Source organism: Haloferax sp. DFSO52, from assembly GCF_048158745.1.
Classification (GTDB): Archaea; Halobacteriota; Halobacteria; order Halobacteriales; family Haloferacaceae; genus Haloferax.
Genome location: NZ_JBLOPB010000002.1, coordinates 836,196 through 850,564, shown reverse-complemented (window position 1 = coordinate 850,564; position 14,369 = coordinate 836,196). Strand labels below are relative to the sequence as shown.

Sequence of the window (14,369 nt, the reverse complement as noted above, 5' to 3'; positions counted from 1 at the left end):
GCTGATTGTATTTAACCTTCTCATCTCGAACGGCCCCGTGGCGAGTCACCACGCCACTCGGACCGGCTGACGGAGGGGACATGACAGCAACTGAAAACGTCAGCGAGTGTTGACTGACCCACGGATTTATGCCCCGGCACTGGGTGCACACACGCATGAGCCAACCGGAGATCGTCCAGTCCGTCCTGGGTGAGGAAGACGTGGTCTCCCGCGTCCACCTCGGGGGCGAGGACGAACTGTTTGTGACGCCAACGAGGACGCTCGTCTATCGCGCGGAAGGGCTGCTCTCGGACGAATCTGTCGACGAATTTTCGCACGCTGCGGAGCGGCTTTCAGTGAGTGAGGGACGACGCAAAGGAAAGATACTCCTCGATTACGGACTCGACGGGTCGAAGACCATCGGTCTCTCGGTGAAACGTCTCGACGAGGCCCTCCAACCAATCGTCGAAGGCGTGCTCGCTGCGGCCGGTGTCATCGAAGATGGCGAGAGCGTGGTGCAGTCGTTCCGATTCAGCGAACTCACGTTCGTCGTCGCCGAGCGTCGCGTGGTCCGGCACATCGGAAGCGCAGTGTGGGACGAAGATTACGAGTCGTACAACTACAACGACGTGACGAACCTCGAATTCGAATCCGGGAGCGTCGCGACGACAGTGGTGCTCACGGTCGGCGGGCGACAAGAGCGGTTCAAAATCCCGAACGAGGAGGCTCGTATCGTCCGCGAGAAACTCTCGAAAGCACTCTGTGCCCACTTCGACGTGGGGAGCCTCGAGGAGTTCCGCGTCATGATGGCCGAACAGAAAGACGACGAGGAGGGTGAAGAACGGGACAACACCGATTTCGGTGCCGGTCCAGACCCACTGAGTGCGAACCCCGGCGAACTGTCCGACGAACCGACGAACGCAACACGAAGTGCAGACGACGCCGAACCGACCGAGGGACAGACCGTCGAAGCGACGTCCGTCGGGAGTTCCCCGACAGAGACGACCACTGTCGAACAGCGTGCGGAGAAAGTCGCCGACGCGTCAGACCTCGGATTCGAATCGTCGGGATTCGAACCGGCGTCTAAACCAGCAGACGACACCGCCGAACTCGCGGCCGAAGTCGAAGCACTTCGTGAAGCAGTCGAGGCGCAGAGCGAGCATCTCTACTACCAGCAAGAGCTCATCGAACAACTCATCGAAGAACTGCGTCGCGGTCGGTAAGCTACGTCAGACTCTCTATTTCTGAAATCGCGTCAGACTCTCTATTTCCGAACACGCGTCGGCCTCTTCGACTCATCGCTGTCTCTTACTCGCGGCCGAGAACTTTCCGGATACACGACGACCCGAAGGGGCCGAGTTCCCCCGCATCGAAGCGGACGAAGTGCCCTGTCGAGATGGACGCACCGCACCGTCGACAGTCGAAGTCGCCCTCGCGCTGGACGACCTGGCTCTCGAATCGGACGAACGTGCCGCCGCGCTGGTGGTGGATTCGACCGCCCTCGCGTTCGATGATGCCACGGAGTTCCGCCGTGTCGAGAATCTCACGTGTGAGCGTCGGGTCCGTCGTCACCGTCTCGATTCGGTCGACGACGTCTGCGAGCGAGAGTTCGTCCGCTTCGAGGTGTGCGAGGAGTTCGAGCCCGAGTTCGACGCGTTCCTCGCGTGTCTGTTCCGTCACGAATCAGCTCCTAGTCGATTCGCATCGGGCTAAAGCCCTCCGAAGCACAAAGGGTTTGGTCGCCCGGGGACGACGCTTTGCCGAGCATCCGTGACTCGCCCGCGTCTCGTCGCCGGCCTCGCACTCGCCGTCGTCATCGTCGCTGCATTCGTCACCTCGCCAGCGACAGTCGTCGCCCACGCGACGTGGGTCGCCGCCGACCCCGTCAGATTAGTCGTCGCGGTGAGTCTCCTCGCACTCGTCCGCCCGCTTCTCGCGTGGCCGACCACGCTTCTTGCGCTGGTCGTTGGATACGGCCTCGGCCCAGTCGGGATACCCTTCGCGCTGGCGCTCATCGTTCTCACGAGCATTCCGCCGTTTCTCTTCGCACGCCACTACCGCGAGACGACGCGCCTGGCCGAGATTGGCGAACAGACCGTCGCCATCACTGGATCGGTCAGAGGCGTAACTGCAAGCCGGCTCCTTCCGGTTCCGTCCGACGTCGTCTCGGTTGCGGCAGGCGTCGCGAACGTTCGACTCGGTGCCTTCGCGCTGGGAACCGCCATCGGCGAACTGCCGTGGGCTATCGCCGGTGTCGTCGCCGGCGCGTCCGTCGAGACGCTGACGACAGATTCGCTGCACGCACTCGTCCGACCCGAGTTCGTCCTCCTCATTGCGTTCGCTGGAGTTGCACTCCTCGTGCCGCCCGTGTACCGGCGGTATCGGTCGCGTTCGGAGCTACGAACTGACGCCAACTGAGAAGGAAGACGCGCCGACTGCGACCTACCGCAACAACGACTCGCCCGTCATCGCAGTCGGTTGCTCCACCTGAACCAGTTCGAGGAGCGTCGGCGCGATGTCGCAGAGTGACCCCTCTTCGCGGATGGTCCGGCCACCAGAGAGCGGGCGGTCTGATTCGTCGGTGTCGGCAGGCGTCTCGTCACCATCCTCCGTACGTTCGTCAGACTCTGCGGCGAGGTAGACGAACGGAACGGGGTTGAAGGTGTGCGCAGTGTGTGGGTTTTCTTCCGTTCCCATGTCGTCTGCGTTGCCGTGGTCGGCGGTGAGACAGACGTGCCCGCCGTGGGCGCGAACGCTCTCGACGAGGCGGCCGAGTTGCTCGTCGACTGCTTCGACTGCCGCAATCGCTGCGTCGTAGTCGCCCGTGTGGCCGACCATGTCGGGGTTGGCGTAGTTGAGCACCATCACGTTCGGGTCGTCTGACTCGATGAGTTCGATGGCCGTGTCGGTGAGTTCCTCGGCCGACATCTCGGGTTGCAGGTCGTACGTTGGCACGTCCGGACTCGGGACGATGCGGCGAATCTCTCCTTCGAACTCGATTTCTCGGCCGCCGTTGAGGAAGTACGTGACGTGCGGGTACTTTTCGGACTCGGCGAGGCGCAACTGTGTCAGCTCAGCGTCTGCCAGAACGTCGCCGAGCGTGTCTTCGGGTTGCTCTGGTGGGAACGCCACCGGGATGTCGAACGTCTTGTCGTACTGCGTCATCGTCGTCATGAGCATCTCCGGTGGCGTCGTCTCGAACTCCCACTCGGGGCCGATGTCGCAGAGCATCCGAACGAGTTGGCGTGCCCGGTCTGACCTGAAGTTGAAGAAGATGACCGAATCCCCGTCTTCGAGCGCGGGCGCGTCGTCGACGAGCGTCGGTTCGACGAACTCGTCTGTGTCGCCACGGTCGTACGACCTCGTGACGGCATCGACAGCGGTCTCGGCAGTCCACTCTGCCTCGCGCTCGACGATTGCGTCGTAGGCGCGCTTGGTTCGCTCCCAGTTCTCGTCGCGGTCCATCGCGTAGTAGCGACCAGAGACGGTCGCAACCTGCCCTGTTCCCTGTTCGTCGACGACTGCTTCGAGGTCCGTGAGGTACTCTTCGCCCCCGGTGGGGGAGGTGTCGCGTCCGTCCATGAACGCGTGGGTAACGGCCTCGACGCCGCGGTCTGCAGCGAGTTCGATGAGTGCGTACAGATGTTCTTGGTCGGAGTGGACCCCGCCGTCGGAGACGAGACCCATCAGGTGGACGCGGCCGCCCGTCTCTTCGACGTGGTCGTAGGCGGCCGTAATCGCCTCGTTCTCGTAGAACGACCCGTCTTCGATGCTATCGCCGATGCGGGTGTAGGCCTGCTTGACGACGCGACCAGCACCGATGTTCAGGTGGCCGACTTCGCTGTTACCCATCTGTCCGTCCGGGAGGCCGACGCGTCGGCCATCGACGATGAGTGTACCGTACGCCCCGGTGTCGCGGTAGCGGTCGAAGTTCGGTGTGTCCGCTGCTTTGATCGCATCGCGGCGGTCGTGGTCACCGAGACCCCATCCATCGAGGATGATGAGGGCTGCATTCATACCCGGAGGTTCGGAACCACGGGGTAATTGTCCTTTGCTCTCGGCAGCGATTCCCACCCGGTCGCGACGACCTCGTCGGAGACGACTCACGCAGACGACCCCGACGCGTTTTTCCCCCGGCGTGCCGTCCACACCGTCGATGCGTCTGCGCGACTTCGACTTCGACGCCGCCGTCGACGAGTGGGCCGAGTACTACCTCGGTAACGGCCCGAGTCTCGTCGTCTTTCTCGTCCTCCTCGCCTCGGCGTTCCTCGTCGGCGTGAGTTTTTACGTCCACTCGGACCCCTCGTTCGCCGATATTCCGACGTTTCTCTACCCACTGTTCGGTGACTCGCCGACCGCGCTCGCGTTGATGACGCTCTCGGCGGCGACACTTCTCCCCAACCTCGGGCGACGTGTCGCGGACGCCCCCGTCAACCGGCCACTCGCGTACCTCCACACGCTCGCGTTCGTCTGGTTGGTCAAGTACGGCATCTGGACGGCCGTCGCGTTGAACCTCCGACCCGACCTCTACGTCGGCTTTTCCGGCGCGGCACTCTGGGACTACTGGGGCATCATGCTCACGCACCTCGGGTTCCTCGTCGCAGCCTATCTCGTCCCGCGCTACGGTGCGACGACGCGCGGGGCACTCGCCTTCGCCCTCGCACTTGCCCTCGTCAACGACGTGTTCGACTACGGATTCGGCTACTACCCGCCGCTGAAGTACGATGCCGGCGTTCTGCTCGCGGCCATCACGGTCGGCCTGTCGTTCCTCTCGGTGTATCTCGCCGCGCGGGCGTTCGACCGCCTCCCGACAGCGACGAATCGATAATCGATTGACAGCGTAACATTGCCCATGAGTCAGGCTTTTGGCTACCCGCAGACTATGGATACCTAATGGACTCCGCGGTACTGCTTGACCTACTCGGGAACGAAAACCGCCGCCGTATACTGCGACTGCTCTCGCAGAAACCGTGCTATGTCACCGAGATTAGCGAGTACCTCGGCGTCAGCCCAAAGGCCGTCATCGACCACCTGCGAAAGCTAGAGGATGCGGGACTCATCGAGTCGCGCACCGACGACCAGCGGCGAAAGTACTTCCACATCTCGCGTAACCTCCGTCTCGAGGTGAACGTCTCTCCGTACGGCTTCGGCGCGAAGAGCGCCTATCCACCCAGCCCCAGCCTCGACATGGCCGGACGCTGTCCCCACGTCACGCTCGACGTGGAGAACGCCGAGACGAACGACATCGTCGACCTCGCGCGCGAACTCGGGAAGCTACAGGAACTCGACAACGAACTCTCGCTCGCCCAGCGATGGGTCCAGGGGCGACTGACTGACGTTCTCGATAAAATCAACGACCGCATGGGTGTCGATGCTGACAGCCGATTCTACGCAGAGATTCTGGCGTCGCTCTCGAACGGCGCGGATACGGTCAGTGCCGTCGCAAAAGACCTGAACGCGGACCCCAGCATGGTGGATGCCGCACTGCATCGCCTCGCAGACGGTGGCCTCGTCATCTACAACGGCAACGGCTGGGAGATTAACTGAGTCGCACCTTCCCGTTCGAGAGGTCGGTCAAACGACTCTTTGTGCTTCCCGAAAGACTTCACGTGACAGTACCCATACAGCTCGTGTGAACCGCCGGACGTATCTCGTCGGACTCGCTTCGACGGCTGCCCTCGCTGGATGTACAGGCTCCGGCCCGCCGACAGCGGGTCGTTCGGAGACGACAGGGGAGACGACGGGCCGTTCGGAGACGACGAGTCACTCGGAGACTGTCGTCCAGTACCGCGACCTGAGCGACGAGGGGAAGAACGTGTTCGAGGCGCTGCTCGAAACGGACTCATTGGTCGGCCCCAAGTCTGACTTTCCGACCGACATCTGGACCGCCGACTACGTCGAATACGAGGGAACAGTCTACGCCATCGAGCGAGACCAGACGGGCGACTACATCGCAGAGTATTCCGTGCACACCGAGTTCGTAAACGAGACGGCTATCGAGGATGACGCCGCCGTCATCGCCTTCGAAGAACTCACACCGACTGCGCAGGATATCTTCGAAGCATCACGGTTCGGAGAGCAGCAGGAGTCGGTCGGAGACCCGTCGAGCCACTTCGGACAGTACGACTACGTGCGATACGAAGGAGACTATTATCGAGTCGCGACAGTCGTCGGCGACATTCCAGAGTGGGAACTCTCGGCGATGAAAACCGACCGATAACGACAGGGCGCCGACTACAGGTCTCTCGTCAACCCGTCTTTCAAATCCCGGCCGAAGTAGTGGCCGACGAGTCCGGCGAGTGCGCCGCTGACTGCGCCGACGCCGGCGATGGCCAGCCCGTAGTCCGCGAGCAGCTGCACCGCAAAGGGTGCGAACACCGAAAACAGCGTCGAGAGGACGAACGCGAGGCCGGCGGCGAGCGCGCCTGCGAGGCCGATTTCGACGTACCGCCGCTTCGACCCGACGAGTCCGAAGAGGAACCCGGCGGCGGCGATGCCGACGAACCGACCGATGAAGCCGACGATGGGGATTGCACCACCGACGAGCAGGCCGCCGATGGAGAGCACGAGTGCGAGGAGGAACGCACGGAGCGAGAACAGGCCACTGAGACGACCACCACGACGTTTCGACTGCTTCTGCGTCGTCGGTTCGTCGTCGTCGAGGTTCAGCCCGGAGAGGATGTCGTCGACGGACCGCTCAGACTCCTTTTGGTCCGACCGTTGCATGTGTGAGATGTGGATGTGGAGGCTGATGGCTCTTGTGCCATGTTCGGAGACGTTGTTGAAAAATTCCCACTTAGTGATAGTTTTCACAGGCCGTGCTGAATAGAGGGCGCATATTCAGCAAGGTACCCTGCCAGAAAACCCATAAATTGAGCGACTAATCTATTTGACATGATATCTAAGGGGGTGGGTACTGGCGTCATCATCCTCGGGGTCGTCTTCCTCGGCATCTCCTGATACGGCTTTTACATGATGGCAACGGCGAACGTCGGAGCGAGCTATGCGATAACGGCTGTGGAGCCGGTTGAAAACGCTGCTGATTCCACGAGGGTCATCGAGTACAGCAAACTCCCACCAGCGGCGCAGGCCTCGTTCGATGTCGCTCAATCGAATGCAACAGCAGTAGCCCCGGTGTGGGAGTCAAAAGACCCCGAAGCGGTTCGGAGCATCCTCACCCATACCTACGTGCGAAAGGACGGGCAGCTCTTTCAGTACGAAGTCATCCACGGCGACCACCCCGCCCCGGGGATTTTCCAGGTGGTGTTGTTCGGCCTCTTCGGGATTGACGGGTTCGTGTTAGTGGGGTATGGGCTCGACAAGTGGTACGGTCTCAGCGAACCACGTTGATGGTCCCTAGATGAGCGATGGAGTGCTCCAATTCTATCAACTGCCCTTGTGCTGAACTCATCCTCTGTCTGTGTCACGTCAAAACTGTCAGCCTCTGAGGAATTCACTACGCCATGCTGTAGAATCCCCCTCTGACTTGTACCGAGAGACGAGCGAAGCGAGTCTCTCGGCCTTTTTCCCTCCAGGTTTTTGTCGGAGGGGTGGCTTGGCCACCCCTCCGATAAAAAGGTGGGTTTGAAGTCTGCCCCCGCGTTATCCCGCGATATGAACGCAGGGGACCGCGTCCGTGTCACACGCGCGGATGTTACGAACGAAGGTGTCTTGATGCCCTCTTCGACCGACGAGTATCTCGTCCTCAAACTGGAGGGTGGCTACAACGTCGGCATCGACCGCGCAGATGCGGACGTCGAAGTGCTCGAAACCGACGTCTACGACATCGAAGAGGTACAGACCGACAGCGACGGGACGTCCGAAATCGAATTCGACGGCGACCTGCCGACCATCTCGCTCATCTCCACCGGTGGGACCATCGCCTCGACAGTCGACTACCGAACCGGTGCGGTGACGGCGCAGTTCGACGCCGAAGACGTGCTTCGGGCCGTCCCTGACCTCGCGGGGCGCGCGAACTACCGCGGTCGCGTCGTCGCCAACATCCTCTCGGAGAACATGACGACCGACGTGTGGGTAGACCTCGCGGAAGCCATCGCAGAGGAAATCGAAGCAGGGTCCGACGGCGTCGTCGTCATGCACGGAACCGACACGATGCAGTTCTCCGCGTCGGCGATGTCGTTCATGCTCGACACGCCCGTCCCGATCGTCTTCACGGGCAGTCAGCGCTCTGCGGACCGGCCGTCGTCCGACAACGTGATGAACGCCGTCTGCGCCGTCGAGGCCGCCAAAGCCGACGCTGCAGAGGTCATGATTTGCATGCATGCGTCGGAGTCCGACGACACCTGCGCCCTCCACGAAGGCACGCGCGTCCGCAAGAACCACACTTCGCGGCGCGACGCCTTCCAGACGATTGGCGCGAAACCGCTCGGCGAAGTCGATTACGAGGCCGAAGAAGTCACCTTCCGCCGCGACTACACCAAACGCGGCGAGCAGGAACTCGCTCTCAACGCCGATCTCGAATCCGGCGTCGAACTCGTGAAGTTCACACCCGGGATGGACCCTGCGGCACTCGACTACCTCGACGGCAAGGCAGGCCTCGTCATCGAAGGAACGGGTCTCGGCCACGTCCACACCGACCTCATTCCTCGTATCGAAGAACTCGTCGACGACGGGACCGTGGTCGTGATGACGTCGCAGTGTCTCGAAGGACGCGTCTGTGACCGCGTCTACGACACCGGTCGTGACCTGCTCGATGCGGGCGTCGTCGAGGCCGGAGACACCCTCCCCGGCACCGCGAAGGTGAAACTCATGTGGACACTCGCCAACCACTCTGACCCTGCAGGTGCGATGGGTCGGAATCTCGAAGGCGAACTGACCGAGCGCTCGGTCCCCTGGGAGTAACCCGATGGAGGTTCGACCTGCGCGGCCCGAAGACTACGACGCAGTCGCCGAGTTCACTCGGGATACGTGGTCCGACCGCGGCGGGTCGGACTACATCCACGACATCTATCATCAGTGGATAGAACCCGGTGAAGCCGAACAGGCAACGCTGCTCGTCGACATGGGAGCCGAGACGCCCTCGGACGACGTCGCGGCCATCGCGCAGATGGTCATGCTCTCGGAGTACGAAGCGTGGGCACAGGGGATGCGGGTCGCCCCAGACTACCGCGAGCAGGGTATCGCGACTCAGCTCACACACGCGCTCTTCGACTGGGCGCGCGAACAGGGTGCGCGGCGAGTCCGGAACATGATCTTCTCGTGGAACGTGCCGAGTCTGGCCAACTCGCGACACGTCGGATTCGACCCCGGCATGGAGTTTCGATGGGCGACCCCCGAACCCGACGCCGACGCCGACCCAGCGCTGGAGGTGACCGCCGACGCAGACGCGGCGTGGGCACTCTGGACAGGCAGTGAGATGCGGACCGCACTCTCTGGACTCGCGTTAGACCCGACCGAGTCGTGGGCCGTCTCGGAGTTGACTCGCTCGAAACTCCACGATGCGGCCGCAGACGACCGGTTGTTCGTCGTGGCCGACGACCGAGTAACTGGCTTCACCTACCGAAACCGAACCTACTCCCGCGAACTCGAAGACGACGGTGAAGTGACGTGGGCCGAGTACGCCGTCGCCGCGTGGGACGACACCGACGCCTGTCGTGCGCTGGTAGATGCGATTCGACGTGACGCCGCGTCGGTCGGCGCGGACCGAACGCGCGTCCTCATCCCGGAAGGAGTCGAGTGGGTCTCAGACGTCTCTGTCGCTCGATGTGACGTGGCAGAACAACCGACGTTCGTCATGGAAGCGGATCTCTCGTAAGTCGCTTACAACCACTTGACGCCGCTTATCTCGAACCGTGCGCCCCCGAGCTCGGACTCTGAGACGGAGAGTTTCCAGCCATGGAGGTCGACGACCCGTCTGACGACAGAGAGTTCGACCGAATCGTAATCGACGCCAAGAATCTGGTTTTCCCCGACAGTCGCACTCCGCTCTTCGTCAGATGGAGATGGTCCGTCGTCGACGACGTAGAATCCATCGCGGGTCACCCCGGTGAGGACTTCAGATGGATACCCCGGGAGAGAACTTCGGTCGATGATATGGGTGAACAACGACGCGAGCAACAGTCCAAAGAGGTGGTCGTCTGCTGAAAGCATCCCACTGCGTATCACCTCGAACGTCGTCTCTGTTTCGTGACCGACTTCGTTCCACTCTGTGTTCGCATATTCTCGGAAATCGACAGACGTGAGTTCGAGCGTATTCGACTGGTCTGCGAGTGTGATGCTCTGGTCGATGATGGCATCGATACGCGAGAGGATTCTCGAGAGTTTCGACGCATCCGGGCCGTCTTTCGCGACGAGTCGCCCTGCCGTCTCGAGCGCAACCGACAGTGGTTCTTTGAGTTCGTCCGAGAGAACCCGCGCCAACAGCAGCAGATGCTGGTTCTTCTCGTTGACCTGTAACTCGGCGAGTCGTCGCTCGGTGATGTCGAGATGCGTGACGATGACGAATTTCCCGTGGCGGGGCGTATCGAAGGGGACTGCGTGCATCAAGAACCACCGATAGACCGTCGGTGAATGACAGGGGTATTCGACGGTCAGCAGGTCCTGTTTGCCATCGAGGAGTGCCCGAATCCCGTCGGCAACGATACCAGCAGTCTCACTCTCGTCGCGGGCGGCCTCACAGACCAAGAGGTAGTTGACACCAATCGAGTCATGGTCTCCAGCGTAGTCGTTTGCCTCTGCGAACATCCGCCACGACCGATTCGTGTAGACGATGTCACCATGCGAATCGAGGATGGCGACTTCTGCTGGCAGTTCGTCAAAGCCACGCTCAATCAGCGATTCATCCCCCATACATCTCTTATAGGTTGTGCGTATGCTTGACAGTACTCTTAATGAGGGGTCCGCAGTTTCACCGTGAAAACGACTCACCACGCTGAATTGCACCGCTCGGCGAGAGATTATGGTTCGTATCTGGTAGAAATAGAGCGCGTGGTGTTAGACTCGGTCAGTCCGAGGCAACGACTCGACGCTTACGGCCATTTCCCTCTGGGCTTGCCATGGAGAGAACGTCGTCGAAGAAGCCAAGCGAGTCGTGGGGGCCGGGATGTGCTTCTGGGTGGTACTGCCGCGTGATGATGCTCAGTTTCTCGCTGGCGAGCCCTTCTGCGGTGTCGTCGTTGACGTTGAGCTGTGTCACGTCGAGGTGCTCACCGGGGTCTTCGACGGTGTAGCCGTGGTTCTGCGTCGTCATGATGACCTTGCCGCTTTCGAGGTCACGTACCGGTTGGTTCACGCCGCGGTGGCCGAAGGCCATCTTCCCGGTGGTGCCACCGAGTGCGCTCGCGACGATTTGCTGGCCGAGGCAGATTCCTGCGATTGGCACCTCGCCGGCGAACTCCTCGACGAGTTCGCGCGCGGCACCGAAGTTCTCTGGGTCGCCAGGGCCGTTCGAGATGAACAGCACGTCGGAGTCGAGCGCTGAGACGTCGTCCGCCGTCGAACCGTACGGAAGGACGTGGACCGTCGCACCGCGTTCGACGAGTGAGTCGATGATAGACTGCTTCGCGCCACAGTCGATGAGGGTCACCGTCTCGTCTCCGTCACCTTCGTAGGTGGTTGGTTCGGGCGTCGTGACCTGCGTGCCGATGTCGACGTGCTCGCTCATGCCTTTGCACTTCGCGAGTTCTTCTTTGGCGGCTTCTGGGGTCGCATCGTCGCCGACGACGATTCCAACCTTCATCGCGCCTTCTTCGCGAATCGACGTCACGAGGTCACGGGTGTCGAGATGGTCGACGGCCGGAACGCCCTCGTCTGCTAACCACTCGACGACGTCGTCGGTGAACTCGCGCGCAACGGCGGCACGTGGGTGGACTCGGTCGGACTCGAATCGCTCGGCTCGGACGCCGTAGTTCCCGATGAGGGGGTACGAGAAGGTGAGTACTTGTTCTTCGTACGAAGGGTCGGTCAGACTCTCTTCGTATCCCGTGTATGCGGTCGTGAACACCAGTTCGCCACGTGTACGTCCCGGAACGCGACCACGCGCTTCGACCACGCGGCCATCTTCCAGGGCCAGATAGGCGTCCGACATTACGAGAAACGAACGGAACACGGGTGCATAAGTGTTACTTTCGAAGCCGAGTTACGAAATTCGTAATCGGTAAGTCACTGGGGTGGAGAGATGGAGTATGGACGAGTTGGACCGACGCATCCTCGACATCCTCCGACGGGACGCACGAACCCCGAACACGGAGATTGCGGCAGAAGTCGGAACGTCCGAAGGGACGGTTCGCAACCGCGTCGAACGGATGGTCGACGAAGGCGTTATCGAACGGTTCACCGTCGCAACCCGGACGGGGAACCTCAAGGCGATGATAGAGGTGACCGTCGCAGTGGACGTAGACACGAACGACGTCTCGGAACTCATGTCCGAGTGGAAAGACGTCGACTTCGTCTGGCAGGTCTCCGGTGAGGAAGACATCGTCCTCGTCGTCGACGCGGCCGACACACGAGCGGTCAACGACCTCATCACTCGCGCACGTGAACACGACGACGTGAAGAGTACGAAGACGCGCCTGATTCTCGACGAGCGTCTCGGCTGAGTCGCAGTTCAGCATCGAAGCATAATTTACCCCTCCCTCCGACGACAGGGACATGAGCAATGCAGCGGCCGACGAGGCCACGGAACTCCACAAGAATGCAGCACAGGATGTCATCGCGGTCGACTCCGACGACAACGCCGAGGGGACGGTAAACCGTCTCGAGGCCCACACGGGCGACGGAATCCGCCACCGCGCGTTCACGTGTCTCGTATTCAACGAGGAAGGCCAACTGCTCCTCGCACAGCGCGCGCCGAACAAGCGCCTGTGGGACACCCACTGGGACGGCACCGTCGCCTCCCACCCCGTCGAAGGACAGTCGCAAGAAGACGCGACCGAAGAGCGTCTCGAAGACGAACTCGGTATCACGCCCGACCAGTACTCCGACCTGCGGGTCACGGACAAGTTCGAGTACAAGCGCTACTACGAGAACGCTGGACTGGAGTGGGAAGTCTGTGCGGTCCTGAAGGTCACCCTCGAAGACACCACGCTCGACCCCGACGAAGACGAGATTGCAGGGATGCTCTGGGTCGACTACGAGCACATCCACGACCACCCAGAGTGGTACCGGCAACTGCGTCTGTGTCCGTGGTTCGAGATTGCGATGCGCCGTGACTTCGAGTAAGCTCTCGATTTCGGCACACGCTCGCGACGAGCTCCTCTCGCACGCCCGCGAGGGTGCCGCCAGAGACCCTCCTGAAGAAATCTGTGGCGTCCTCGTCGGCGACGGACAAGCAAGGCGCATCTCTTCTGTCCGCCCCGTTTCGAACATCGCAACGGACCCGCGAGTCACCTACGAACTCGACCCCTCGGAGACGGTGGCCATATTCGAGGCGGTCGAATCTGCGGGAGACGACGTGATTGGGTTCTACCACTCGCACCCCGAATCGGCACCCGTCCCGAGTGACACAGACCGAGAACGCGCAACGTGGCCGGGATACGTCTACCTCATCTGCACCCCTGACGGCCGACTCACTGCCCACGAGTGGACCGGCGACGACTTCCGCGAACGCGGTATCATCGTCGAGTGAGCCACACCCGCACAGTCGGGAGTTTCCGGTGAGAATAACCCTCCCCAGTCCCCACCGGAGCGTATGAACCCCGACGTGTACGACGACTTGGATGGACAGGTCGCGCTCGTCACTGGCGCGAACCGAGGAATCGGCAGGCAGATTGCCGAAAACCTCCGTGACCTCGGTGCGACGGTCTACGCCGGGTCCCGAAGCGTCACGAACGAGACGCCCGACGGAACCGAACGCGTCCTCCTCGACGTGACGCAGGAAGGAGACATCGAGGAAGTCGTCGACGGCATCTTCGCCGACCAGGCTCGCCTCGACATTCTCGTCAACAACGCGGGAATCGGTGGGTTCGGTGACGACATCGTCGCAGAACCGACCGACCGAATCGACAAGACACTCGCCGTCAACCTCCGCGGGCCGATGCTCGTGTGCAAACACGCCGTCCCGCTGCTCCTCCAGAACGACGGTGGCCGCGTCGTCAACGTTTCGTCGGGTATGGGTGCACTCGAAGAGGGACAGTCCGGCGGTTCTCCGGCGTACCGAATCTCGAAGACCGGTCTGAATGGGCTCACCGTCTACCTTGACGGCCAGTACGGAAGCGACGGCCTCATCGCCAACTCGGTCTGCCCCGGATGGGTCCGCACCGACATGGGCGGCGAGAACGCGTCACGATCGGTCGAAAAAGGTGCTGAGACGCCGACGTGGCTTGCCCAGTTCAAGCCGGGGAGCCCCGCCGGGAAGTTCTGGCGGGACAAACAGGTTATCGACTGGTAAATCGGCACCTTCGCCGTGTTCGTGTCAACGGAGCAAACTTTAT

General features: G+C 61.7%; 17 protein-coding genes. 12 read left to right on the top strand and 5 right to left on the bottom strand.

What is annotated here, in order from left to right:
- The first annotated feature begins 155 nt into the window (after nucleotides 1-155).
- Nucleotides 156-1,202 carry a hypothetical protein gene (locus tag ACK3SC_RS13835; RefSeq protein WP_416840771.1) on the top strand — a complete coding sequence of 349 codons (1,047 nt, stop codon included), beginning with the start codon at nucleotides 156-158 and terminating at the stop codon, nucleotides 1,200-1,202.
- Between the two features lie 85 nt (nucleotides 1,203-1,287).
- Here ACK3SC_RS13835 and ACK3SC_RS13830 read toward each other — a convergent pair whose 3' ends face one another.
- Nucleotides 1,288-1,659 carry a DUF5830 family protein gene (locus ACK3SC_RS13830; protein WP_416840770.1) on the bottom strand — a complete coding sequence of 124 codons (372 nt, stop codon included), beginning with the start codon at nucleotides 1,657-1,659 and terminating at the stop codon, nucleotides 1,288-1,290.
- Nucleotides 1,660-1,749: 90 nt separating this feature from the next.
- Between ACK3SC_RS13830 and ACK3SC_RS13825 the strand changes: the two genes are divergently transcribed.
- The gene (locus tag ACK3SC_RS13825; RefSeq protein WP_416840769.1) at nucleotides 1,750-2,397 is read left to right on the top strand and encodes a TVP38/TMEM64 family protein; all 648 of its coding nucleotides are present in this window, start codon (nucleotides 1,750-1,752) and stop codon (nucleotides 2,395-2,397) included.
- A gap of 24 nt (nucleotides 2,398-2,421) precedes the next feature.
- Here the strand turns inward: ACK3SC_RS13825 and gpmI are convergent, their stop codons facing one another.
- Nucleotides 2,422-3,996 carry a 2,3-bisphosphoglycerate-independent phosphoglycerate mutase gene (gene gpmI, locus ACK3SC_RS13820; protein ID WP_416840768.1) on the bottom strand — a complete coding sequence of 525 codons (1,575 nt, stop codon included), beginning with the start codon at nucleotides 3,994-3,996 and terminating at the stop codon, nucleotides 2,422-2,424.
- A gap of 139 nt (nucleotides 3,997-4,135) precedes the next feature.
- On the opposite strand from gpmI, the gene ACK3SC_RS13815 reads away from it, so the two are divergent.
- The 3 genes from ACK3SC_RS13815 to ACK3SC_RS13805 all read left to right on the top strand — a co-directional run bounded on the left by ACK3SC_RS13815 (nucleotide 4,136) and on the right by ACK3SC_RS13805 (nucleotide 6,199).
- Entirely contained in the window at nucleotides 4,136-4,807 is a 672-nt protein-coding gene (locus ACK3SC_RS13815; protein WP_416840767.1) for a DUF1405 domain-containing protein, read from the top strand.
- A gap of 65 nt (nucleotides 4,808-4,872) precedes the next feature.
- Entirely contained in the window at nucleotides 4,873-5,526 is a 654-nt protein-coding gene (locus tag ACK3SC_RS13810) for an ArsR/SmtB family transcription factor (protein ID WP_416840766.1), read from the top strand.
- Nucleotides 5,527-5,611: 85 nt separating this feature from the next.
- A complete protein-coding gene (locus tag ACK3SC_RS13805; RefSeq protein WP_416840765.1) occupies nucleotides 5,612-6,199 on the top strand; it encodes a hypothetical protein in 588 nt (195 codons plus the stop codon).
- Between the two features lie 14 nt (nucleotides 6,200-6,213).
- Here ACK3SC_RS13805 and ACK3SC_RS13800 read toward each other — a convergent pair whose 3' ends face one another.
- The gene (locus ACK3SC_RS13800; protein WP_416840764.1) at nucleotides 6,214-6,705 is read right to left on the bottom strand and encodes a hypothetical protein; all 492 of its coding nucleotides are present in this window, start codon (nucleotides 6,703-6,705) and stop codon (nucleotides 6,214-6,216) included.
- Nucleotides 6,706-6,951: 246 nt separating this feature from the next.
- Between ACK3SC_RS13800 and ACK3SC_RS13795 the strand changes: the two genes are divergently transcribed.
- The 3 genes from ACK3SC_RS13795 (at nucleotide 6,952) to ACK3SC_RS13785 (ending at nucleotide 9,754) form a co-directional block, all read left to right on the top strand.
- Nucleotides 6,952-7,329: a hypothetical protein gene (locus tag ACK3SC_RS13795; protein ID WP_416840763.1), complete on the top strand. Its 378-nt coding sequence runs from the start codon at nucleotides 6,952-6,954 to the stop codon at nucleotides 7,327-7,329.
- 264 nt (nucleotides 7,330-7,593) lie between these two features.
- Entirely contained in the window at nucleotides 7,594-8,841 is a 1,248-nt protein-coding gene (gene gatD, locus ACK3SC_RS13790) for a Glu-tRNA(Gln) amidotransferase subunit GatD (RefSeq protein ID WP_416840762.1), read from the top strand.
- Between the two features lie 4 nt (nucleotides 8,842-8,845).
- A complete protein-coding gene (locus tag ACK3SC_RS13785) occupies nucleotides 8,846-9,754 on the top strand; it encodes a GNAT family N-acetyltransferase (RefSeq protein ID WP_416840761.1) in 909 nt (302 codons plus the stop codon).
- A 5-nt stretch (nucleotides 9,755-9,759) separates the two neighbouring features.
- On the opposite strand, the gene ACK3SC_RS13780 is transcribed toward ACK3SC_RS13785, so the two are convergent.
- On the bottom strand, nucleotides 9,760-10,788 hold the full coding sequence (locus ACK3SC_RS13780; protein ID WP_416840760.1) for a PAS domain-containing protein: 1,029 nt from the start codon (nucleotides 10,786-10,788) through the stop codon (nucleotides 9,760-9,762).
- 154 nt (nucleotides 10,789-10,942) lie between these two features.
- On the bottom strand, nucleotides 10,943-12,025 hold the full coding sequence (gene carA / locus ACK3SC_RS13775; protein ID WP_416840759.1) for a glutamine-hydrolyzing carbamoyl-phosphate synthase small subunit: 1,083 nt from the start codon (nucleotides 12,023-12,025) through the stop codon (nucleotides 10,943-10,945).
- A 97-nt stretch (nucleotides 12,026-12,122) separates the two neighbouring features.
- Here carA and ACK3SC_RS13770 point away from each other — a divergent pair, with 97 nt between their 5' ends.
- The 4 genes from ACK3SC_RS13770 (at nucleotide 12,123) to ACK3SC_RS13755 (ending at nucleotide 14,326) form a co-directional block, all read left to right on the top strand.
- Complete coding sequence (locus tag ACK3SC_RS13770) at nucleotides 12,123-12,536, top strand: Lrp/AsnC family transcriptional regulator (RefSeq protein WP_416840758.1); 414 nt, start codon at nucleotides 12,123-12,125, stop codon at nucleotides 12,534-12,536.
- Between the two features lie 52 nt (nucleotides 12,537-12,588).
- Nucleotides 12,589-13,158, top strand: coding sequence for an NUDIX hydrolase (locus ACK3SC_RS13765; protein WP_416840757.1), 570 nt, complete (start codon nucleotides 12,589-12,591; stop codon nucleotides 13,156-13,158).
- Entirely contained in the window at nucleotides 13,145-13,564 is a 420-nt protein-coding gene (locus ACK3SC_RS13760; protein ID WP_416840756.1) for a desampylase, read from the top strand. The genes ACK3SC_RS13765 and ACK3SC_RS13760 overlap by 14 nt, the downstream gene beginning before the upstream one ends.
- Nucleotides 13,565-13,627: 63 nt before the next feature.
- Nucleotides 13,628-14,326: an SDR family NAD(P)-dependent oxidoreductase gene (locus tag ACK3SC_RS13755; protein ID WP_416840755.1), complete on the top strand. Its 699-nt coding sequence runs from the start codon at nucleotides 13,628-13,630 to the stop codon at nucleotides 14,324-14,326.
- The last annotated feature ends 43 nt before the right edge of the window (nucleotides 14,327-14,369 follow it).